The organism is Microbacterium sp. NPDC055502, assembly GCF_053643635.1.
On the sequence record NZ_JBSHKJ010000001.1, the window covers coordinates 1,060,477 to 1,082,415 of the forward strand.

18 protein-coding genes are annotated in these 21,939 nt (G+C 67.3%); 7 read left to right on the top strand and 11 right to left on the bottom strand.

What is annotated here, in order from left to right; genetic code table 11:
* Positions 1–79: 79 nt before the first annotated feature.
* From ACWH95_RS05290 to rpmH, 11 genes are all read right to left on the bottom strand, one after another.
* On the bottom strand, positions 80–1,267 hold the full coding sequence (locus ACWH95_RS05290) for an exo-beta-N-acetylmuramidase NamZ family protein (RefSeq protein WP_454120314.1): 1,188 nt from the start codon (positions 1,265–1,267) through the stop codon (positions 80–82).
* A gap of 457 nt (positions 1,268–1,724) precedes the next feature.
* Positions 1,725–2,060 (bottom strand): tryptophan synthase subunit alpha, encoded by a 336-nt coding sequence (locus ACWH95_RS05295; protein ID WP_454120315.1) that lies wholly within the window; start codon positions 2,058–2,060, stop codon positions 1,725–1,727.
* Positions 2,061–2,069: 9 nt separating this feature from the next.
* Complete coding sequence (locus ACWH95_RS05300) at positions 2,070–3,518, bottom strand: sugar porter family MFS transporter (protein ID WP_454120316.1); 1,449 nt, start codon at positions 3,516–3,518, stop codon at positions 2,070–2,072.
* Positions 3,519–3,578: 60 nt separating this feature from the next.
* Positions 3,579–4,547, bottom strand: a complete 969-nt coding sequence (locus tag ACWH95_RS05305; RefSeq protein WP_136045153.1) for a ParB/RepB/Spo0J family partition protein — start codon at positions 4,545–4,547, stop codon at positions 3,579–3,581.
* Positions 4,547–5,419: a ParA family protein gene (locus ACWH95_RS05310; protein WP_378878037.1), complete on the bottom strand. Its 873-nt coding sequence runs from the start codon at positions 5,417–5,419 to the stop codon at positions 4,547–4,549. Before ACWH95_RS05310 ends, ACWH95_RS05305 begins: the two co-directional genes overlap by 1 nt.
* A gap of 3,158 nt (positions 5,420–8,577) precedes the next feature.
* Complete coding sequence (gene rsmG, locus ACWH95_RS05315) at positions 8,578–9,243, bottom strand: 16S rRNA (guanine(527)-N(7))-methyltransferase RsmG (protein ID WP_378803098.1); 666 nt, start codon at positions 9,241–9,243, stop codon at positions 8,578–8,580.
* Complete coding sequence (locus tag ACWH95_RS05320) at positions 9,243–9,734, bottom strand: Jag family protein (protein ID WP_136033753.1); 492 nt, start codon at positions 9,732–9,734, stop codon at positions 9,243–9,245. Before ACWH95_RS05320 ends, rsmG begins: the two co-directional genes overlap by 1 nt.
* Entirely contained in the window at positions 9,731–10,801 is a 1,071-nt protein-coding gene (gene yidC / locus ACWH95_RS05325; protein WP_136033750.1) for a membrane protein insertase YidC, read from the bottom strand. The genes ACWH95_RS05320 and yidC overlap by 4 nt, the downstream gene beginning before the upstream one ends.
* Positions 10,802–10,804: 3 nt before the next feature.
* Complete coding sequence (gene yidD / locus ACWH95_RS05330; protein WP_136033749.1) at positions 10,805–11,155, bottom strand: membrane protein insertion efficiency factor YidD; 351 nt, start codon at positions 11,153–11,155, stop codon at positions 10,805–10,807.
* Positions 11,152–11,502 carry a ribonuclease P protein component gene (gene rnpA / locus ACWH95_RS05335; protein WP_454120317.1) on the bottom strand — a complete coding sequence of 117 codons (351 nt, stop codon included), beginning with the start codon at positions 11,500–11,502 and terminating at the stop codon, positions 11,152–11,154. The genes yidD and rnpA overlap by 4 nt, the downstream gene beginning before the upstream one ends.
* Positions 11,503–11,508: 6 nt before the next feature.
* Positions 11,509–11,646: a 50S ribosomal protein L34 gene (gene rpmH / locus ACWH95_RS05340; protein WP_022879826.1), complete on the bottom strand. Its 138-nt coding sequence runs from the start codon at positions 11,644–11,646 to the stop codon at positions 11,509–11,511.
* Positions 11,647–11,961: 315 nt separating this feature from the next.
* Between rpmH and dnaA the strand changes: the two genes are divergently transcribed.
* From dnaA to ACWH95_RS05375, 7 genes are all read left to right on the top strand, one after another.
* Positions 11,962–13,350: a chromosomal replication initiator protein DnaA gene (dnaA, locus tag ACWH95_RS05345; RefSeq protein ID WP_136033745.1), complete on the top strand. Its 1,389-nt coding sequence runs from the start codon at positions 11,962–11,964 to the stop codon at positions 13,348–13,350.
* 478 nt (positions 13,351–13,828) lie between these two features.
* Positions 13,829–14,971, top strand: a complete 1,143-nt coding sequence (gene dnaN / locus ACWH95_RS05350; protein ID WP_136045157.1) for a DNA polymerase III subunit beta — start codon at positions 13,829–13,831, stop codon at positions 14,969–14,971.
* 59 nt (positions 14,972–15,030) lie between these two features.
* On the top strand, positions 15,031–16,224 hold the full coding sequence (recF, locus tag ACWH95_RS05355; RefSeq protein ID WP_136033741.1) for a DNA replication/repair protein RecF: 1,194 nt from the start codon (positions 15,031–15,033) through the stop codon (positions 16,222–16,224).
* On the top strand, positions 16,217–16,720 hold the full coding sequence (locus ACWH95_RS05360; RefSeq protein WP_136033739.1) for a DUF721 domain-containing protein: 504 nt from the start codon (positions 16,217–16,219) through the stop codon (positions 16,718–16,720). Before recF ends, ACWH95_RS05360 begins: the two co-directional genes overlap by 8 nt.
* Positions 16,721–16,838: 118 nt before the next feature.
* Complete coding sequence (gene gyrB / locus ACWH95_RS05365) at positions 16,839–18,920, top strand: DNA topoisomerase (ATP-hydrolyzing) subunit B (RefSeq protein ID WP_454120318.1); 2,082 nt, start codon at positions 16,839–16,841, stop codon at positions 18,918–18,920.
* Positions 18,921–18,971: 51 nt separating this feature from the next.
* Complete coding sequence (gene gyrA, locus ACWH95_RS05370; RefSeq protein ID WP_136033736.1) at positions 18,972–21,530, top strand: DNA gyrase subunit A; 2,559 nt, start codon at positions 18,972–18,974, stop codon at positions 21,528–21,530.
* A complete protein-coding gene (locus tag ACWH95_RS05375; protein WP_136033734.1) occupies positions 21,527–21,931 on the top strand; it encodes a DUF3566 domain-containing protein in 405 nt (134 codons plus the stop codon). Before gyrA ends, ACWH95_RS05375 begins: the two co-directional genes overlap by 4 nt.
* Positions 21,932–21,939: the final 8 nt, after the last annotated feature.

The window sequence follows — 21,939 nt, forward strand, 5'->3', positions numbered from 1 at the left end:
GCGATGGGAATGAAAGTACATTCACCGTCGCGTCGATGTCAATAAGTTTTGGTCACGATTAACATGACGGAAATAGTTTTCAGCGCGGGTAGAGCAGCACGTCGTCGCCGTACGCGTCCGCGACCCGCTGAGGCCCCGCGGACAGCGCCGCCAGGTCCCGCCCGGCGTTCAGCGCCTCACGGAGGCTGGTGGACCCCCACAGGCGGTCGAGCGCGTAGCCGGAGTCGCCTGGATCGAGCCGCTGTCCCGCATCCAGGCTGTGCACGTCCTCCGGCGCCGACGTACGGGCGGCCTCCAGCACCGCCAGGGCGGTCCCCACCGGGTCATACGCCCGGTGGTCGGTGATGTGCAGCTGCACGCCCCGAGCGGTCTCCCCCACGTGCTTGTGGAACGTCGGCTGGAAGGCGATGTCGCGGAACAGCACACCCGGCAGCTCGCGTCCGCGCATGTCCTCCGCGAACGCGGCCGTCAGGAACGGAGCGCCGATGGTCTCGAACGGCCGCGTGGTGCCGCGCCCCTCGCTCAGGGTCGTGCCCTCGACGAGCCCGGTGCCGGCGAACGCGTACACCGAGTCGAGCGTGGGGATGTTGGGCGACGGCGGCACCCACGGCAGTCCGGTGGCGGTCCAGTCCCGCGTGGGGTCCCAGTCCGTCAGCGTCACCACGTGCAGGTCGAGCTCGAGGCCCTCCGCGGCGAGGTCGCGGCGCGCGAAGAGGCGTGCCAGCTCCCCGGCGGTGAGGCCGTGGCGCTGGTGGATGTCGCTGCGCCCCACGAAGCTCGTGAAGCGCTCGCCCTCGATCCCGGGGCCCGCGAGCACGGCGCCGCCCAAAGGATTCGGTCGGTCGAGCACGGTGAACGGCAGCCCGAGGCGCGCGGCGCTGCGCATCGCGTCGTACATGGTCCAGATGTAGGTGTAGAAGCGCACCCCGATGTCCTGCATGTCGAAGGCGAGGGCATCCACGCCGGACGCGGCGATCATGTCGTCCAGCGCCGCACCCTCGGTGAGGTAGGTGTCGCTGAACGGGAGCCCGGAGCGTTCGTCGCGCTCGATCGCGGTGCTCTCCCCCGCCTGCACCGAGCCGTCGAGACCGTGCTCGGGGCCGAACAGGTGATGCAGTCGCACACCCGCGGTCGTGAACGCATCGATGTTCCGGGACAGGTCGGGCATGGTCCCGGTGAAGTTGGTGAGCAGGCCGATCCTGCTCCCGGGGATCAGGTCGGCCCGGTCTGCTGCACGCTCCGCTCCGATGCGTAGGCGTGACGTCATGGCGAACTCCCTTGTCTTTCATGAACACACGGAAGTGCCGGTCAGTGCCCGCCCCGCCGCGTTGCTGTCACCTTTTTACCAGCATGAAGCGATTTATGAAAATCATGTTCAGAAGTCTTGTGCGTCGCGCCCGTCCCTGATCATCCGCCTCCCTCGCCCCGGCGCCGGCCGCGCACCCACCTCGCACTGCCCCCACACCGCCCCCCGCGCTGCAGCGCGCCCGGCCCACGCATCCCCCGCGCCGCCGCATCGCGCCCGCCTCACGCATCGCCCGCCCCGCCACGTCGCGCCCGCACGCCCGTGTATCGCCCGATGCCGTCCCCTCGCCCGCCCAGCCCACGCATTTCCCGCGCCGCCGCATCGCGCGCACACGCCGTTGCAACGCCCCACGCATCCACGCGTGTCGAGCCTCACCGCCGGTGCGTGCGGACGCCGCGCGGAGGAATCGAAAGAGCCGTCAGGAGGCGTCGGCGATGCGCGGATCCCACCGGCGATGGCGCTGCTGTTCGTCGAGCAGCCCCCACACCGCCCGGGTGAGCTCCGGGTACTCCAGGGCGATCTGTCGCAGCACCCGGTAGTGACGCGCGGCGTTGGGTCGCACACCGTCGTTCGCGGCGATGTTGTCAGCGCGGAGCAGGTACACCACGAGCTCGTCGACGCTCGGCAGCTCCTCCATGAACTCCCACGGGTCTTCCCCGCCCAGCAGCCGCTCCTGGATCAGCACGGCGAGTTCGTCGGCCGCTTCGGCGCGCAGCACTTCCAGGCTGGCGCGGCGTGGGACGGACTCGGTCATCCGTCCAGCCTACGCGCGTGCCGGACCCCGTCGGCGCTCGACCTTCGCGTCCTCGGTCATGTCCTCGAGCTCCCGACCCTTGGTCTCGGGCACCTTGAAGAACACGAAGAAGAACGACAGCAGGGCGAAGAACGCGTAGAACCCATAGGCGAAGGTGAGTCCGATCTCCGCGAAGGCCGGGAACGTCGTGGAGATGAAGAAGTTCGCGACCCACTGCGCGGCGGCCGCGACGGCGAGTGCGCCAGCCCGGATCGAGTTCGGGAAGATCTCGCCGAGGAGCACCCAGACGAGGGGTCCCCAGCTGGCGCCGAAGAACACCACGAATCCGTTGGCGCAGACGAGGGCGACGGTGGCCCAGGGGTCGGGCAGCGTCGCGGTGCCCTGCGCGTCCAGCGTGCCGAAGGAGAACGCGACCGCCATCAGTCCGAGGGTGACGGTCATGCCGACCGAACCGACGAGCAGCATGATCCGCCGGCCCACCTTGTCGACCAGGAGGATCGCCACGATCGTCACCACGATGTTCGTCACGGAGGTGATCACCGAGGTCAGCAGCGCGCTGGACTCGTCGAACCCGACCGACTGCCAGAGCGTCGTGGAGTAGTAGAAGATGACGTTGATGCCGACGAACTGCTGGAACACCGACAGCAGGATGCCGATCCAGACGATCGGCTTGAGCCCGAGGCGATTTCCTCGCAGGTCACGCAGCGACTCGGCGCGCTCGGTGTCGATCGTCCCGGTGATCTCCTTGATCTTCGCCTCGGTGTCGATCGTGCCGGTGACGGTCTGGAGCACTTCTGCGGCGCGTTTCGTCTCGCCCTTGCGCACCAGGTAACGCGGCGACTCCGGCAGCCGGAGCGAGACGAGCCCGTAGACGAGCGCGGGGATGGCCGCGACCATGAACATCCAGCGCCAGGCGGTGAGCCCCCACAGCGGCTGATCCGCTTCGCCGGCGATTCCCGCGAGCAGCGCGTCGGAGAGGAGGGCGGCGAAGATACCCGTGACGATCGCGAGCTGCTGCAGCGAGCCGAGTCTCCCACGGATGGCGGCCGGCGACACCTCGGCGATGTACGCCGGAGCGATGACCGAGGCTGCCCCCACGCCCAGTCCGCCGATCACGCGCCAGATGATGAGGTCGACCACGCTGAAGGCCAGACCGGAGCCGATCGCGGAGACGAAGAACATGGCGGCTGCGACGACCATGACCGGGATGCGCCCGAACTTGTTCGAGATCGGGCCGGCGAACCAGGCGCCGACCGCGCAACCGATCAGCGCGGACGACACGGCGAAGCCCTTGAGGCCGGTACCGAGGTCGAACCCGGACACGTCGCCCGCGAGAGCGTCGACGGCACCGTTGATCACCGCGGTGTCGAAGCCGAAGAGGAAGCCACCCAATGCCGCGGCGATACTGACCGCGATCACACGGCGCTTGATGCTCGCCGCGTCAGCTGCTCTGCTCATGACCTACCCCCGCATCGTCAAGATGACGCGAGTCTAGGCCCTCCCTGACACCGTGCGGGGTCAGCGCGCGGAGCCGTACCCTTCTTCGCCCAGCTCCTCCAGGATGCGGTTGAGGTCCTGGATCGACGCGAAATCGATCGTGACCTGGCCCTTTCGCGTCCCGAGCGAGATCTTCACCCGCGTGTTCAGGCGATCGCCGAGCTTGCCCGCCACCTCGTCCAGATAGGCCCGTCGCGCTCCCGGCGTGGCCTTCGGGGTCTTCCCCGCGCTCGGCTGCGCCTTGGCGGCGACCTCCGTCGCGCGCACCGACAGGTCTTCGTTCACGACCTTGTCGGCAAGGCGCTGCATCGCCTCCGGCGTGTCGAGACTCAGGATCGCGCGGGCGTGACCGGCCGACAGCACTCCTGCGGCGACGCGCTGCTGCACGGGGACGGGCAGTTTGAGCAGGCGGATGGTGTTGCTGATCTGCGGACGAGACCGGCCGATGCGGGTTGCGAGCTCTTCCTGGGTGATGCCGAAATCCTCGAGCAGCTGCTGGTAGGCCGATGCCTCTTCCAGCGGGTTCAGCTCGGAGCGGTGCAGGTTCTCGAGGAGCGCATCGCGCAGGAGGTCCTCGTCGGCGGTGTCACGCACAATGGCCGGGATCGCGTCGAGCCCGGCTTCGCGTGCGGCCCGCGTCCGACGCTCCCCCATGATGAGTTCGTAGTCGCCGTCGCCGTTCTTGCGCACGACCACCGGCTGGAGCACCCCGAACTCCCGCACGCTGTGCACGAGTTCGGCCAGGTCCTCCGGGTCGAAGTGCGTCCGCGGCTGACGCGGGTTCGGCACGATCGCGTGCGGGTCGACCTGCACCAGGTGGATGCCGGGGACCGCCTCGAGGGTAGCTTCCGCAACCGCGGCTGCGCCGGAGTCGGTCGTGTCCGGGCGCAGGCTCGCGCCGGGGAAGAACACGTCGACGGGTCGCTCCGCCTGATCCGCGGTCGGAATGAGGGCACCGATGCCCCGGCCGAGTCCAGTGCGCTTCGCCATTACTTCTCCTTGCTCTGCGTCACACGCGACGCGATCTCGACAGCGGCCTCGCGGTAGGCGATCGCGCCGGCGGACTGTCCGTCGTACGCGATGACCGTCTGGCCGAAACTGGGGGCCTCGGACACGCGGACCGACCGAGGGATGACGGTGTTCAGCACCTGGGTGGGGAAATGCGTCCGAACCTCTTCCGCAACCTGCTGCGCCAGCCGGGTACGGCCATCGAACATCGTCAGCAGGATGGTGGAGAGGTGCAGAGCCGGGTTGAGGTGCTTCTGGATCATCTGGATGCTTCCCAGAAGCTGGCTCAGACCCTCCAGCGCGTAGTACTCGCACTGGATGGGGATGAAGACCTCGGAGGCTGCGGTGAAGGCGTTGATCGTCAGAAGCCCGAGCGACGGCGGGCAATCGATGATCACGAAGTCCACCGGGTGGTCGACGAGGTAGTCCTGCAGAGCGCGTCGGAGCCGATGCTCCCGCGCGACCTGCGCCACCAGCTCGATCTCGGCGCCCGCCAGGTGGATGGTGCTCGGAGCACAGAACAGTCGTGGGTTCTCCGGGCTGGGCTGCACGATCTCCGCGAGCGGGAACTCATCGATCAGCACGTCGTACACGCTCGGCGTGTCCGCGTTGTGCGGAACCCCGAGTGCCGTGGACGCATTCCCCTGGGGGTCGAGGTCGATCACGAGAACCGAGGCACCGAGTCCGGCCAGCGCGGAGGCGATGTTCACCGCACTCGTGGTCTTGCCGACGCCGCCTTTCTGGTTCGACACGGTGAGCACCCGGGTCTGCCCGGTGAACTCCACGTGAACGGCTTCGAGGGCCCTGCGGCGCGCGGAGAGGTCGGCGAGTTCGCGAGCAAGCGGGGTATCCATCCCGAACGAGTCGTTAGCCGGTGTCTTTTCGGACTGTTTCACGTGAAACATCCACTCCTTTCGGGGCCGCATCCCACTCTAACCGCAGGGACGGACCTCGAACCGCGCGCGCCCGTCAGCATCGACGCTGAGCGCACTTCCGTCCGCGGCTCGTACCGGCTCACGACCGGCAGCCGCATCGATTCCGGGAGTTCCTCGGCGCAGCGAGCGAGCAGCGCGCGCTCCCGGTGCCGCATCGATGGCCGCTATCGGTTGTCTGAGACAGCTCCCGGGCCTCCTCGCTCGCGCCGGAGATCCCCGACCAGGGGCATCCAGGATCACGTCTACATGAACCGCCGCGTGAGCTGCCCCCTCAGCACCTCCTTCCCCACCCGCGACGGTTCTGGAAGAAGCGCCGACCTACCCCCCCCCCGGCGAACGCCGCCCGCATGAGCGCCTTTCACCGTTTCACGTGAAACACCGCGCCTGTTCCGCGGCGTGGTCGGTCCGTCAGCGACCGCGTCGTCTCGCCCTTCATGGCCCCGACCTCGCGGCTCACCCAGCCCTCCCCGCGATCCAGCACACGCGGTCCCGTCTCCGTCCGGGCTTGCCCCCCATCGGGCCAACACCGCACGTCCGCGCATTTCCCTGGTGCGGTCGGTCGTCCACTGCGTCTCGTGAGCCGACGGACCTCCGTGTTGTCGGGGCCCGCAGCCTCCACCCTCGGCGGCCGCCTCTTCCCCACCCCGCTTCTTCCCCACCCCGCTTCTTCCCCAGGCTCGCTTCTTCCCAACGGCCGCTTCTTACCCGACGGCCGCTTCTTCCCCAGCGGCCGCTTCGTCCCCAACGGCCGCCTCCTCCCTACGCCCGCCTCCTCCCCACGCCCGCCTCCTCCCTACGCCCGCCTACTCCCTACGCCCGCCTCTTCCCCAGACCCGCCTCCTCCTCACGCCCACCTCCTCCCCCGCACAAACACCGCACCTTCCACGGTCGCGCCCGCTCGTCCGTCTTGCGCTCACCGACGACTCGCCACCAGCCCGCGACACCCGGTCGGAGGCCCCCGCTCCCGACTCGGCAGCCCCGCTCATGGCCGTGCAGTCCCGTCTCCCCGTGCCTCGCCCCACAGCTTCCGGTGCGGAACGGCCCGATTCGGGCAGATGCTCTGCACTCACGGCTCGTGCAGCTGGCCCCTGATGTCCCTCGCCGCACCCGGGCACTCCGCCGACACCGTGCCGCCGGGTGCCACATGCCCTCCACTCCCCACGCCATCGTCATCCGCACCGCACGCCCACCCCTCACGCAAGCAAGGCCCGCACGACATCCCCAGCTGAGCCCCGCGTCCCTCTCCGACCGACTCTCATGCTTCTCCCCACCCAGAGGACACCCCACACGACCCCCGCACCGCACCCACACGTCCCCCACTCCATCGTCATCCGCGCCCTGCCCCACTCCTTTCACCTGAGCAACCGCACGCGCGGAATACCCCGACCCTGCACGCCCGCACCACGTCGTCCCACCCGGCCGCCGCACCTCGCGCTCGTCCCTGCCCTCCCCCACCCCCAACCGGGGAACTGTGACCCCCGGCTCATCGAAGCCTCAGTACACGGAGCCCTGTGGACCTCAGCTCATCGAAGCCTCACCACACGGGTCACTGTCGACCCCAGCTCAGCGAACCCTCAGCACCAGAGGTGCAACCCCCCATCGTCTTCCCCTCGTCGGCGCGCCGCCGTCACCCCCGGCGCCCATCAGACCTTCCCGTTCGACCTTCCCGTTCGACCGCAGGGACGCCTCGACTCCTCGGCCCGTGACAGCCCCTTTCTGAGGCGCCTCACCACCCTCATCTGGAGCGCCCCGACTACCGGAGTTCCTGACGCTGCGCAACGAACGCACCCGCGCACTCCCTCGCGCCCTACCGACTGCGCCACCGATCGCCCACACATCTCGAGTCCCCGCCCGTTCCGCTGTGTTTATAAGCGCGCCACCGCGCCGTGCCCGGCGCATCCGATCTCCCGCCACCCCAAAGCCTCCTCCCCTCCCGGGAGCTGACCACCATGAAGCTCACGCAACATGGCCATCTCCCGCGTCGATGACTCCCGGACTCGGGCTCCTCGTCGTATCCGCTCGGATCATCGGTTGCAGTGTCTTACCGCGGTCAGGCCCGCACCACCCGACATACAGGGCGCCGAAGTAGACCTGCGTTCCCCCGACACCGCTCCTTCTGGGGACACCCAGTGAATCCGCGGCCGCGGAAACTCTCACACGACTCGCCGCGGGCACAGGCTGCGCACCACCCCGCGGCCCCCGTCGGCACCGCGGCCAGTCCCTCCCTACGATTGCGACCCACCGGACCGGAGTTCATCCGCAGCGCACGAACAGCGGTGCTCACCCCCTATACGCCCTCCGATCTGCTCATCAATCCACCAGCACCGCGCTGCCCATCGATCTCAACCGAGGGCCGCACCGAGACCACTCGGTCGCGATGCAAGCCACGTCACCGTCACCTGCCCGACCTCGCCGTGTTTCACGTGAAACATAGCCTCCGCCTGAGGTGCTGACGTCGATGTTTCACGTGAAACGGGCTGCCGGTGCGCTCGAACCGTAAGCACGTCAGGCACCGGGGAAGGGCGCGGGGCCTGCAACCAGCGGCTGGTGGCGCGGTCAACCACATCCCCACCTCGCGAGCCCGCGCCCGGTCAATCACCAGCTGCATCGCACACGATGTCGATCCGCCGTGCAACTGCGCTGGGCGTGTGTGTCTACGAATGCCGCCGTCACACCCCTCACCAACGGCTGACGCTCCGTCGGCGGTCAGGGATCTGTTCGCATGTCGGGCACCACGTTCTAACCGCGAGGGGAGGAAACGTGGCCACATAGGATCTCACCCCACACCGGGCGGGACCCATCGCAGGCTTCGCATCGCGCGACCGCGAGTCGCCGACGTCACGCTCGCCCGACCGGACCGACCGTCGCCGTGCTGTCCGTGTTGGACGCGCTCGGTCAAACACGCCGCTCGGCGCGTGACGAAGACACGGCGGCGCCAGGTCCTCCCCGGCGGCGAGAGTCGCCCGCTCCCGCACGTCGGATGCAGCCCGCACCCCCCGGCAACCGCCGAAACTTCCGCGGCATAGTCGTGCCGAGTACGCCTCGTCAGGCCGGATGTTTCACGTGAAACGGCGATGTCACCGCACGCGCGCACGCACGACGCGAGTCGTCTCGGGAAGCACTCCCTCGCCGAGGACTTCTACCCGCACGTCGGAAAGGCGGTACTTCTTGATCTGCTTCTGCGCAGCCTCGATCTCGTTCGCCGCGTTCGCACCCTTGAGCAGGGCGAGCTCCCCTCCGTCACGGACCAGTGGAGCTGTGAGGGGAAGGAGAGTCCGAAGCGCGCTCACGGCGCGAGCGGTCACGACGTCGAATCCATCGCCCGCCTTCACGTCTTCCGCGCGCGACCGCAGCACTGTGACGTTGTCGAGTTCCAGAGCCGCGACCTGCTCGTTCAACCAGGTGATCCGGCGTTCCATCGGCTCGACCAGTGTCCAGGTGACATCCGGTCGCGCGATCGCCAGGACCAGACCAGGGAGCCCGGCGCCCGACCCGATGTCCGCCACGGTGCCATGGAAGAGGGGCGCGGCGATCGCGCTGTTCAGAATGTGACGGGTCCACAACCGCGGGAGTTCGAGGGGTCCGATCAGGCCCCGCTCCTCACCCTCACGAGCAAGAGCGGCCGTGAACTGTCGCGCGATGTCGATACGGTCGCCGAAGAGTTCAGCGGCGACGGCCGGCTCTGCTTCGACCACACCGGTTTCGGGTGCGCCGGGTTCGGTGGACGAGTCCGACGCCGACATCACCGACGACGCAACACGGTGTGGCGGTCCGCGCCCTCACCGTACGACTCGGAGACGAGGCCGCGGTCGGCAGCGATGTCGTGCACCAGCTTCCGCTCGTAGCTCGACATCGAGGGAAGCGACGCCTGCGACGACCCCTCGTCGAGCTTCGCGGCCGCGGCGTCGACCAGCGTTTCGAGCTGCCGACGCCGGGTGTCGCGCGAACCACCGATATCGAGGATCAGCCGGGAGAACGAACCGGTCTTGTTCTGCACCGCCAGTCGAGTGAGCTCCTGCAGCGCCTGGACCGTGTCAGGTGCAGAGAGCACGGACAGTCCATCGCCCTCGGCCTCCACCGACACATAGGCGCGGCCCTGACGCACATCCAGGTTCAGATCGCCGTCGATGTCGGCGATGTCGAGCAGCTCTTCGAGGTAGTCGGCGGCGACGTCGCCCTCGAGCTCCAGCTGCGCCACCGTCGGCTCCGTGCTCCCGGTCACGACCTCGCTCATGAACCGCTTCCCTTCTTCTTCGCCCGCTTCTTACCCACGGGCTGCTGACGCTTCGGTGCCTCTGCCTTGGCCTTCTCGGCCTCCTCGAGCAGACGCTGCTGCTCGGCCTCGTACACCGACATCGGCACCACCTTGCCCGACGAATCGATGGCCTTGCCCTTGCGCGCCAGGCGTTCCTCGCGGGCCTTCGCCGCCTCAGAACCCGGGGTCGGCATCTCACGGATGACGAGGAACTGCTGCCCCATGGTCCACAGGTTGGAGATGAACCAGTACACGACGACGCCGAGCGGGAAGAAGACGCCCGAGAAGATGAAGCCCAGCGGCAGCACGTAGAGCATGATCTTCTGCATCTGGTACGCCTGGCCGGTCTTGGCCTCGGGCGACAGGTTCTTGGAGATGATCTGCAGCTGCGTGAAGAACTGCGACCCGATCATGAGCACCACGAGCGTGACCAGGATGATGATGGCCGTCGTGTTCTGCGCATCGATCGCGTTGCCCAGCGTCTCGTGCAACGAGGCGACGCCGAAGAGCTTCGCGTCGTAGAACTCCTTCGTCAGCTCGGGGCTGAGGAGACCGACACCGCCGATGTTGTCTCGCGCGTGCTTGCTGACATCGCTCAGCACGCTGTAGAGCGAGAAGAAGATCGGCATCTGAACGAGGAGCGGCAGACAGCTCGACATCGGCGTCGTGCCGTGCTTCTTGTACAGCGCCATCGTCTCGCGGCTCATGGCCTCGCGAGAGAGCTGATCCTTCTTCCCGCGATACTTCTCCTGAACTTTTCGCAGTTCAGGAGCAATTTCCATCATCTTTCGCTGGCTCTTGATCTGCTTCACGAAAAGCGGGATCAGCGCCGCGCGCACCACCACGACGAGGCCGACGATCGACAGCACCCACGTGATACCGGAGGCTGCAGGAAGGCCGACGGCCGTGAGCAGCCAGTGCCAGGCGACCAGGATGAGCTCGACGACCCACTTCAGCGGCCAGAGGATCGTGCCGAGCAGGTCGAACCCCCCGGCAGCCGGTTCGGGGCTGGGGGTGGTGCTGGCGAGCAGGAGGTCAAGACCCACCGGTCAGTCCTTTCGGGAGGGAACGACGAAACCATGGGAGGTCAGGTCGTAGCGGAAGTGTTGGTGCGGCGTGACGTCGTCGACGCCTCCGCTGGTCCAGGGATTGCAGCGGAGGATGCGCCACGCGGAGAGCAGGGCTCCGCGCACGGCACCGTGCTGCTGCACCGCACCTACAGCGTAGGCGGAACAGGAGGGGTAGTACGCACAGACATCGCCATAGAGCGGGGAGATGACCTTGCGGTACCCGGACAGGAAGGCGATGACCGCGTTCCGCGGGAGCAGCGGGATGCTGCGCACGATGTCGCGTCCGCGCATCTCCCCGGTCCCGACCGACGAGGCGGGAAGCGCGGTCATGAGGAGACCTCGCTCGGAGCCAGACGCTGCAGGCACCTCTCGACGTCGGTGCGCAGCTCGGCGAACGACGCCACGGAGGATGCAGGAAGGGCACGGATGACGACATCCGTGCCCTGAGGAACACGCCGGAGCGCCTCCGCGCAGACGGCTTTCAGACGCCGACGCACGGTATTGCGCACCACGGCGGTGCCCACCTGCTTGCTGATGATGAAACCGAACCGCGGCTCACGCCGCTCACCCGTCGACAGGATCGAGGTGATGACGCGCGCCCCGCCACAACGCGATCCGCGTCGAACGACCATCCGGTAGTCGCTCCCGCGGGTCAGACGGAACGGGCGGGCGAGCACGGCTGCTTACGCAGAGAGCTCGGTGCGGCCCTTCGCGCGGCGTGCCGACAGGATGGCACGGCCGGCGCGGGTACGCATGCGAGCACGGAAACCGTGCTTCTTGGCGCGACGACGGTTGTTGGGCTGGAAGGTGCGCTTGCTCATGAGATCACTCCGGGAATGCTGCCACCGGATTCACTTCGACCGGAGACATGGGGAACTGCCCAAAAAGGCATAAGTCAACCGACTAAGGGTACGTCTTGGCGGCGCACAGGGCAAATTAGCGCCCTGCGACGCTCGAGTCCTCTCGCGAACCGCACAGCCATTATCCACAACCCGGACGCGCCCGATGCGCACAACACGCCCCCGTGTTTTCAAGGGCAGGTTGCCGTTCGTGGCCGGTGTGACTACCGTGGCATCCGAAGTTATCCACAGGGGCACGGCACGTCGACCGCGACCCGAACCGTCGTCCGGAGCACCATGTCCTCACCAGCCCAGCCCGACGTCCCGATCTGGACCACGGTGCAGGAGCTGCTGGAAGCCGACGATCGCGTCACTCCTCAGCTGCAGGGGTTCCTGAGCCTCGCCGTCCCGGCGGGAGTGATGGCCGCGACGCTGTATCTCGAGGTGCCGAACGATCTGACCGCCGCGCAGATCAACAAGCGTCTCCGGCTGCCGATCATGGAAGCCCTCGCCCACATCGGCGACGAGGTCACGTCGTACCGGGTCGTGGTGAACCACGAACTGGCCGATCAGCCGACCGCGCCGATCGCCGTCGCCGACTTCGGTCGCCAGGAGCAGCCGCGCGAGTCGCCGATGGAGCAGCCGACGCAGCTGCGCCACGAGTCACGGCTGAACCCGAAGTACACCTTCGACAACTTCGTCATCGGCCAGTCCAACCGCTTCGCCCACGCCGCCGCGGTCGCCGTCGCCGAAGCACCGGCCAAGGCATACAACCCTCTGTTCATCTACGGCGACTCCGGACTCGGCAAGACCCACCTCCTTCACGCGATCGGCGACTACGCCCAGTCCCTCTACGCCGGCGTGAAGGTGCGCTACGTGTCCAGCGAGGAATTCACGAACGATTTCATCAACTCGATCGCGAACAACCGGGGTGCCGCCTTCCAGGCCCGGTACCGCGATGTCGACATCCTCCTGATCGACGACATCCAGTTCCTCCAGGGCCGTGCCGAGACGCAGGAGGCGTTCTTCCACACGTTCAACACGCTGCACGACCACAACAAGCAGGTCGTGATCACGAGCGACGTGGCACCGAAGCACCTGACCGGTTTCGAAGATCGCATGCGCAGCCGCTTCGAGTGGGGACTGATCACCGACGTCCAGGCGCCCGACCTCGAGACCCGTATCGCGATCCTGCGCAAGAAGGCGCAGAGCGAAGCGCTCCACATCCCCGACGAGGTGCTGGAGTACATCGCCACCGTGGTGTCGTCCAACATCCGTGAGCTCGAGGGTGCGCTGATCCGTGTCTCGGCGTTCGCCAGCCTCAACCGTTCCGCGCTCGACATCTCGCTGGCGCAGACCGTGCTTCGCGACATCATCGACACGGCGGAAGACAACATCATCTCGCCGACCGACATCATCACGGCGACCGCCCAGTACTTCAAGCTCACGGTCGACGACCTCTATGGCTCCAGCCGGTCGCAGCAGATCGCGACCGCCCGGCAAATCGCCATGTATCTGTGCCGTGAGCGCACGAGCCTCTCTCTGCCGAAGATCGGGCAGCTGTTCGGAAACCGGGATCACACCACGGTCATGTATGCGTACAAGAAGATCAGTGAGCTCATGAAGGAGCGCCGCTCGATCTACAACCAGGTCACGGAGATCACCACGCAGCTCGGCCGTCGCTGACGGAACCGGAGGAAGGGCGTCGTCCGTCGAGGACGGCGCCCTTCGTCGTTCTTGACAACGGCCGGACGTCTCCGATAAATGCGTCTATGCACATGTGGATAACTTGTGGATGATTCGTGATCGCGGCGCTCAGGATGTGGGCCGAATGGGGAAACCTGTGGATAACCGTCACGAGCCCTCGAGTCTCCACATCCTCGATAACCCGCGGATTCCTCAGCGTCTCCACAAGTGACAGTCGTGTAGTTCCCTACTCGCGTCTGCTTTCCACCGACTTATCCACAGTATCCACAGCGGTTAACACCGTTAAGGAGTTAAGTCATTCAAGGGGCGATCCGATCACCAGACGGTGGGGACAACCCGACAGGTGCGTCGCCGGTGCTCCGGCGTAGGGATCCGCGGGACTGTAGGGCTAGCATGGGAAGCCCTGCACTGGCAGGACCCGACGACGACCCGTCATGACGACGACAAGGGAGCACCCGTGAGGTTTCAGGTCAACCGCGATGTCTTCAGCGAGGCTGTGTCCTTCGTCGTCAAGCTCCTCCCCCAGCGCAACCCGCAGCCGATCCTGGCCGGTGTGCTGATCGAGGCAGACGGTTCAGGGCTCACCCTTTCGGCCTTCGACTACGAGGCATCCGCCAGGACGACCATCGAGGCCACGGTCGAGACCCCGGGGACGATCCTGGTGCACGGCCGACTCCTGTCCGACATCGCGAGTCGTCTGCCGAACGCACCGATCGAGATCGCCGTCGAGGACGACGGGGGCATCGCGGTCACCTGCGGCTCTGCGCGATTCACGCTCGCGGCCATGCCGGTCGAGGAATACCCCTCGATCCCCGAGGTCTCCGGCAGCTCCGGTGTCGTCCCCGCCGATGAGTTCGGCACCGCGATCGCCCAGGTCGGCTTCGCGGCCTCGCGTGACGACGTCACGCCGGTCCTCACCGGCGTGCAGCTCGAGGTGACCGGCCAGACGCTCAGCCTCGTGGCCACCGACCGCTACCGGGTCTCGCTGCGCGATGTGCCGTGGGACGGAGAAGCCGTCGAGGCCACCGCGCTGGTCCCGGCCCGCACCCTGCTCGAGGTCGGGAAGACGTTCGGGCACGCCGGCACGATCCAGATCGCGTTCTCCGGCGCGGGCGACCGCGAGATCATCGCGTTCACCGCGGGCAACAAGACCGTCACCTCGCTGCTCATCAAGGGCAACTTCCCGCCGGTGCGTCGTCTGTTCCCCGAGCAGACGGATCACTACGCGGTCGTGAACACCGCCGACCTGATCGAGGCCGTCCGCCGCGTGTCCCTGGTGCTCGACCGCGCCGCCCCGCTGCGCTTCACCTTCTCGGCCGACGGCGTCACGATGGATGCGTCCGGCAGCGAGCACGCACGCGCGTCCGAATCGGTCGACGCCATCCTGTCCGGCGGTGACGAGGTCACGCTCGGCCTCAACCCGCAGTACCTGATCGAGGCGCTCGGCGCGGTGAAGAGCGAGTTCGTGCGGGTCACCTTCACGTCGAGCGACAACGCCAACAAGCTGAGCCCGGTCCTGATCACCAGCCAGACGTCGGTGGACCAGGCGGGCCTGGACTCGTTCAAGTACCTGCTGCAGCCGAACCTGCTCCTGCGCTGAGCGCGTCGCGTCGCCCCGGCGGCGGGGAGGATGTCCGACCCGAAAGGTAGGCTGGCTCCGTGATTGTGGAGCACCTGAACCTGGTCGATTTCCGCAATTACGCGACCGCTGATCTGGCTCTTCATCGCGGCCCCAACGTCCTCGTCGGACGGAACGGACAGGGCAAGACGAACCTCGCGGAGGCCGTCGTCTTCCTGGCCACGCTCGGCTCGCACCGGGTGTCGTCGGATGCGCCGCTGGTGCGAGACGGACAGGACTTCGCGGTCATCCGCGCGCGGCTCTCCCATGGCGAACGGCGTGTGCTGGTCGAGGTGCAGGTGAACCGGCAGGGATCCAACAAAGCCCGCATCAACGGCTCGCCATCGAAGGCGAACGAGCTGCCACGCTACGCCCACGTCGTCCTCTTCGCGCCGGAAGACCTGCAGATCGTCCGTGGTGATCCGTCAGCCAGACGACGGTTCGTCGATCAGCTGCTGATCCAGCGCACCCCCCGGATGGCTGCGGTGCTCGGCGACTACGACCGCGTGCTCAAGCAGCGCAACGCCCTGTTGAAGTCGGCCAGGGCGCGGGGCGTCCGCGGCGAGGGCTTGAGCACGCTCGACGTGTGGGATGACAAGCTGGTCGCGCTCGGCGCCGAGATCATCACCGCGCGCCAGCGTCTCGCCGCGGATCTGCAGCAGCCCGTGGCCGAGGCCTACGCTGCGATCGCCGGCGCCGACCACCGGCCCCGGTTGGAGTGGGCGCTGTCCGTGGCCGGTGCCGATCCGGAGGACGATGCCGACGCCGAGGAGCAGGAGGTGTCGTCGGCCGCGGCCGAGCAGCGCATCGACGTCGCTCGCACGGCCGAGCTGTTCCGCGCGTCCCTGACAGCGAAGCGAACCCAGGAGCTCGACCGCGGGCTCACGCTGTCGGGTCCGCACCGCGACGACCTTGTGCTGCGCGTGCGGGACCTCCCGGTCAAGGGGTACGCCTCGCACGGGGAGTCCTGGTCGGTGGCCCTCGCGCTGAGGCTCGCCTCGGCCGAACTGCTGCGCAGCGAGTCACCCGCGGGTGATCCGGTCCTGATCCTCGACGACGTGTTCGCCGAGCTCGACGCGGATCGACGCCAGCGCCTCGCGTCCCTCACCGCGGGCTACGAACAGGTGGTCGTCACCGCGGCCGTGGAGGAGGATATCCCCGAGGTGCTGCACGCACACGTGGTGCGGATCACGGCGGGCACCATCACCGACGAGCGGGAGGCACCGGATGAGTGACGTGGCCGCCGACGCCGTGATCGAAGCTCCCGAGACTGTCGCCACCTACCTGCGTCTGCGCGGTCTGACGCCGAGTGCGAAGAACTGGAAGCGCAAGCGTCGGATCACGGTCGACGACGACAACGCCCCCTTCACACCGGGCCGCGACCCCGGAACGCTCGGCGATGTGCTCGACCGGCTCAGCCGCGACGCGGGGTGGGAGACCACGCTCGCTAGGGAGGACCTCGTCCGGCAATGGGCCGACCTGGCCGGCGCCGACACCGCGAAGCACTCCGAGCCGGTGTCGCTGGAGCGTGGACTGCTGACGGTGAAGTGCGACTCGACCGCGTGGGCGAAGAACCTGCAGTTCATGCGCGCGACGATTCTGACGGAGATCGGGAGACGGTATCCGGAAGCGGGCGTCGAGAACCTCCGCTTCATCGGACCGGACGTCCCCTCCTGGAAATGGGGTCCCAGAGTCGTTCCAGGACGGGGCCCGCGCGATACCTACGGGTAGGGCACCATGCAAGGGGTCTGACACGCTCAGAGGGCCACACGCGGCCGTTGAGCGGCATATCGACTCGAAACCCGGCTAGAATGGGAGTTCGAGCTATCGATCTGGAGAATGCCCTCTGATGACGCCTGAATCCCCTGCTGACGAGACGGAATCGAACACCGGGGGAACCCCCGCACCCGAGGGAACCACCGAGTCGTCCGCCAACCGCCCGAAGCAGCAGCCGGGAGAGTACGGCGCCGACTCGATCCAGATCCTCGAAGGCCTCGAGGCCGTCCGCAAGCGCCCCGGCATGTACATCGGATCGACGGGACCGCGCGGTCTGCACCACCTGGTCTACGAGATCGTCGACAACTCGGTCGACGAGGCCCTCGCCGGCTACGCGGACACGATCCTGGTGACCCTGCTGGCCGACGGGGGCGTCCGCGTCGTCGACAACGGCCGCGGCATCCCCGTGGACCCGCACTCGTCCGACCCGTCGAAGTCCACGGTCGAGGTCGTGCTCACGATCCTCCACGCCGGTGGCAAGTTCGGCGGCGGCGCGTACGCGGTCTCCGGCGGCCTGCACGGCGTCGGCTCCTCGGTGGTGAACGCGCTCTCCACGCGCTTCGACGTCGAGGTGAAGCAGAAGGGCTTCGTCTGGAACCACAGCTTCGCGAACGGCGGTGTCCCCCAGCAGAAGCTGGAGAAGGGTGCCGCGACCGACGAGACCGGCACCAGCATCACCTTCTGGCCGGACGCAGAGATCTTCCAGGAGACGGTCGAGTTCGACTACGACACGCTCCGTACGCGCTTCCAGCAGATGGCGTTCCTCAACAAGGGACTGCGGATCGAGCTGTCCGACGAGCGCCCGGACTCCGCGTACGAGACGGAGGAGGACGGGCAGGCCGTCACCACGCAGCCGTCCGACGTGTTCTTCTACGAGCGCGGTCTCGTCGACTATGTCGAGTACCTCAACAAGGTGCGCAAGGCCGAGGTCGTGAACGACGAGATCATCGCGTTCGAGTCGGAGGACACCACGCGCAAGATCTCGCTCGAGGTTGCGATGCAGTGGACCACGTCGTACACCGAGAACGTCTTCACCTACGCGAACACGATCAACACCCACGAGGGCGGCACGCACGAGGAGGGGTTCCGCGCGGCACTGACCACGCTGGTCAACCGCTACGCCCGCGCCAACAACCTGCTCAAGGAGAAGGACGACAACCTCTCCGGCGACGACGTGCGCGAGGGCCTCACGGCCGTGATCTCCATCAAGCTCGGGGAGCCGCAGTTCGAGGGCCAGACCAAGACCAAGCTCGGCAACACGGAGGCGAAGGCCTTCGTGCAGAAGGTCGTCGGCGACCAGCTCGGCGACTGGTTCGAGCGCAACCCGAACCAGGCGAAGAACGTGATCCGCAAGGCCATCGACGCCGCGACCGCCCGACTCGCCGCCCGCAAGGCTCGCGAGACCGCGCGCCGCAAGAGCGTGTTCGAGTCTGCGGCCATGCCCGACAAGCTCAAGGACTGCACGAGCAAGGACCCGTCGATCAGCGAGATCTTCCTCGTGGAGGGTGACTCGGCCGGAGGCTCGGCCGTGCAGGGCCGCGATCCGCACACGCAGGCGATCCTCGCGCTGCGCGGCAAGATCCTCAACGTCGAGCGTGCGCGCCTCGACAAGGCGCTCGGCAACAAGGAAGTCCAGGCGATGATCCAGGCCTTCGGCACGGGCATCGGCGAGGAGTTCGACATCGAGAAGGCGCGGTACCACAAGATCGTGCTCATGGCCGACGCCGACGTCGACGGTCAGCACATCACCACGCTGCTGCTCACGCTGCTGTTCCGCTACATGCGCGGGCTCATCGAGGCCGGCTTCGTGTACCTCGCGATGCCGCCGCTCTACCGCCTCAAGTGGTCGAACGCCCCGCACGAGTACGTGTTCAGCGACGCCGAGCGCGACGCTCTCCTGAAGTACGGGCTCGACAACGGCAAGCGCATCCCGAAGGACGCCGGCATCCAGCGGTACAAGGGTCTCGGCGAGATGAACGCCAAGGAGCTGTGGGAGACCACGATGGACCACACCACGCGCACCCTGCGTCAGGTGACCATCGAAGACGCCGCGGCCGCCGACGAGATCTTCAGCGTGCTGATGGGTGAGGACGTCGAGTCGCGACGCAGCTTCATCCAGCGCAACGCCAAGGACGTCCGCTTCCTCGACATCTGAGCGCGAGCTCGCCTCCTCGCTCGCTCAACGACCGGAAATTGAAGAGAACACATGACTGACGAAGAACGTCCCGACATCAACGAGGGCCACGACCACGGCAAGATCGACCAGGTCGACCTGCAGTCGGAGATGCAGCGCAGCTACCTCGACTACGCGATGGCCGTGATCGTCGGGCGCGCGCTCCCCGACGTGCGCGACGGCCTCAAGCCCGTGCACCGCCGCGTGATCTACGGCATGTACGACGGCGGATTCCGCCCGGACAAGTCGTTCTCGAAGTGTGCCCGCGTGGTCGGCGAGGTCATGGGGCAGTACCACCCGCACGGTGACTCCGCGATCTACGACGCTCTGGTGCGCCTGGTGCAGCCGTGGTCGCTGCGGTACCCGCTCGCGCTCGGCCAGGGGAACTTCGGCTCCCCCGGCAACATGGGCGCGGCGGCCCCCCGATACACCGAGACGAAGATGGCTCCGCTCGCGCTCGAGATGGTGCGCGACATCGAAGAGGAGACCGTCGACTTCACCGACAACTACGACGGTCAGACGCAGGAGCCCACGGTCCTGCCGGCCCGGTTCCCGAACCTGCTCGTCAACGGTTCGGTCGGCATCGCGGTCGGCATGGCCACGAACATCCCGCCGCACAACCTGCGCGAGGTGTCGGACGCGGCGCTGTGGGCCCTCGACAACCCGGACATCTCCCGCGAGGAGCTGCTCGACGGTCTGATCCAGCGGATCCCCGGGCCGGACTTCCCCACCGGCGCGCAGATCCTCGGCACGAAGGGCATCCACGAGGCCTATCGCACGGGACGCGGCTCGATCACGATGCGCGCGGTCGTGAACGTCGAGGAGATCCAGGGCCGCACGTGCCTCGTGATCACCGAGCTGCCGTATCAGGTGAACCCCGACAACGTCGCGGTGAAGATCGGCGACCTCGCGCGCGACGGGAAGATCACCGGCATCGCGGACATCCGTGACGAGTCCTCCGACCGCACCGGTCAGCGCCTCGTCGTCGTGCTCAAGCGTGACGCGGTCGCGAAGGTCGTGCTCAACAACCTGTACAAGCACACGCAGCTGCAGGAGAACTTCGGCGCGAACATGCTCGCGATCGTCGACGGTGTTCCGCGCACGCTCGCGATCGACGGCTTCGTCACCAACTGGATCGCGCACCAGATCGACGTGATCGTGCGGCGCACCCAGTTCCGCCTCAACGAGGCCGAGAAGCGCATGCACATCCTGCGCGGCTACCTGAAGGCGCTCGATGCCCTCGACGAGGTGATCGCGCTCATCCGCCGATCGCAGACCACGGCCGACGCGAACGAGGGCCTGCAGAAGCTCCTCGACATCGACGAGATCCAGGCCGATGCGATCCTGCAGATGCAGCTGCGTCGCCTCGCGGCCCTCGAGCGCCAGAAGATCATCGACCAGGCCACCGAGCTCGAGGCGCAGATCACCGAGTACAAGGCGATCCTCGCCGACGAGGGCCGGCAGCGCACGATCATCCGCGAGGAGCTCACCGCGATCGTCGACCGCTTCGGCGACGAGCGTCGCACGCACATCCTGCACGGTTTCGACGGCGACGTCTCCATGGAAGACCTCATCGCCGAAGAGGAGATGGTCGTCACCGTCACGCGCGAGGGCTACATCAAGCGCACGCGCAGCGACAACTACCGCTCGCAGCACCGCGGTGGCAAGGGCGTCAAGGGCGCCCAGCTCCGCGCCGACGACATCGTGGAGCACTTCTTCGTCACCACCACGCACCACTGGCTGCTGTTCTTCACGGACAAGGGCCGCGTCTACCGCGCCAAGACGTATGAGGTGCCAGAGGCCGGTCGCGACGCGAAGGGCACCCACGTCGCCAACCTGCTCGCCCTGCAGCCCGACGAGAGCATCGCCCAGGTGCTCGACATCCGCGACTATGAGGTCGCCGACTACCTCGTCCTCGCGACCCGCGACGGTCTGGTGAAGAAGACCCGACTCGACGCGTACGACACGAACCGTCAGGGCGGCGTGATCGCGATCCGGCTCAACGAGGAGGACGAGCTCGTCAGCGCGCTGCTCGTCAACGCCGAGGACGACATCCTCCTCATCAGCCGCCGTGGCATGTCGGTGCGGTTCGAGGCGACCGACGAGGCACTGCGCCCCATGGGCCGCGCGACCGCCGGTGTGCGCGGCATGAAGTTCAAGATCGACGGCGACTGCCTGCTGTCCGCCTCGGTCGCGGCCGCCGGGAAGTTCGTCTTCGTGGTCACCGACGGCGGGTACGCGAAGCGCACGGCGGTCGAGGAATACCGGGTCCAGGGCCGTGGCGGAACGGGCATCAAGGTCGCGAAACTGAACGACGATCGGGGCACTCTCGCGGGTGGTCTGATCGTCGCGGAGGACGACGAGGTCTTGGTGGTTCTGTCCAGCGGCAAGGTGGTACGCTCTGCCGTGGCCGAGGTCCCCGCGAAGGGTCGAGACACCATGGGAGTGGTGTTCGCCCGCACGACGGAGGCCGACCGCATCCTCGCCATCGCCCGTAACGGTGAGCGCGGTCTCGCAGAAGACGAGGCCGAAGCGGATGTCGACACCGAGGCCCCCCAGACGACAGAGACACCCGAGGATACAGACGCATGAGCACAGTGGCCGACAAGCTGGCGAAGAAGTCGACCCGCAAGACCAGTGGCAAGCAGGTTCGCCTCCGCCTGGTGTACGTCGACTTCTGGTCAGCGGTGAAGCTCTCCTTCCTGGGAGCCGTGGCTCTCGCCGTCGTCACGATGGTCTCCTTCTTCCTCATCTTCCTGGTGCTCCAGGCGACGGGCATCATGTCGACCGCAGATGAGTTCCTCCAGGGCATCACGGACAACGCGTTCGTGCTGTCCGAGGTCGTCGGCCTGCCGCAGGTGATGGCCTTCGCCGCGGTCGTGGCGATCCTGAACCTGATCGTCTTCACGGTGCTCGGCGCCGTGATCGCCGGCATCTACAACCTCGCCGTGAAGGTGACGGGCGGCCTGCTCGTCGGCTTCATGTCGAACTGACGCGAGTC

Excerpts from the sequence above, each read along its gene's own strand:
- ACWH95_RS05290 (WP_454120314.1), bottom strand. The coding sequence starts at position 1,267 with ATGACGTCACGCCTACGCATCGGAGCGGAGCGTGCAGCAGACCGGGCC.
- ACWH95_RS05295 (WP_454120315.1), bottom strand. The coding sequence starts at position 2,060 with ATGACCGAGTCCGTCCCACGCCGCGCCAGCCTGGAAGTGCTGCGCGCC.
- ACWH95_RS05300 (WP_454120316.1), bottom strand. The coding sequence starts at position 3,518 with ATGAGCAGAGCAGCTGACGCGGCGAGCATCAAGCGCCGTGTGATCGCG.
- ACWH95_RS05305 (WP_136045153.1), bottom strand. The coding sequence starts at position 4,547 with ATGGCGAAGCGCACTGGACTCGGCCGGGGCATCGGTGCCCTCATTCCG.
- ACWH95_RS05310 (WP_378878037.1), bottom strand. The coding sequence starts at position 5,419 with ATGGATACCCCGCTTGCTCGCGAACTCGCCGACCTCTCCGCGCGCCGC.
- rsmG (WP_378803098.1), bottom strand. The coding sequence starts at position 9,243 with ATGTCGGCGTCGGACTCGTCCACCGAACCCGGCGCACCCGAAACCGGT.
- ACWH95_RS05320 (WP_136033753.1), bottom strand. The coding sequence starts at position 9,734 with ATGAGCGAGGTCGTGACCGGGAGCACGGAGCCGACGGTGGCGCAGCTG.
- yidD (WP_136033749.1), bottom strand. The coding sequence starts at position 11,155 with ATGACCGCGCTTCCCGCCTCGTCGGTCGGGACCGGGGAGATGCGCGGA.
- rpmH (WP_022879826.1), bottom strand. The coding sequence starts at position 11,646 with ATGAGCAAGCGCACCTTCCAGCCCAACAACCGTCGTCGCGCCAAGAAG.
- dnaA (WP_136033745.1), top strand. The coding sequence starts at position 11,962 with ATGTCCTCACCAGCCCAGCCCGACGTCCCGATCTGGACCACGGTGCAG.
- ACWH95_RS05360 (WP_136033739.1), top strand. The coding sequence starts at position 16,217 with ATGAGTGACGTGGCCGCCGACGCCGTGATCGAAGCTCCCGAGACTGTC.
- gyrB (WP_454120318.1), top strand. The coding sequence starts at position 16,839 with ATGACGCCTGAATCCCCTGCTGACGAGACGGAATCGAACACCGGGGGA.
- gyrA (WP_136033736.1), top strand. The coding sequence starts at position 18,972 with ATGACTGACGAAGAACGTCCCGACATCAACGAGGGCCACGACCACGGC.
- ACWH95_RS05375 (WP_136033734.1), top strand. The coding sequence starts at position 21,527 with ATGAGCACAGTGGCCGACAAGCTGGCGAAGAAGTCGACCCGCAAGACC.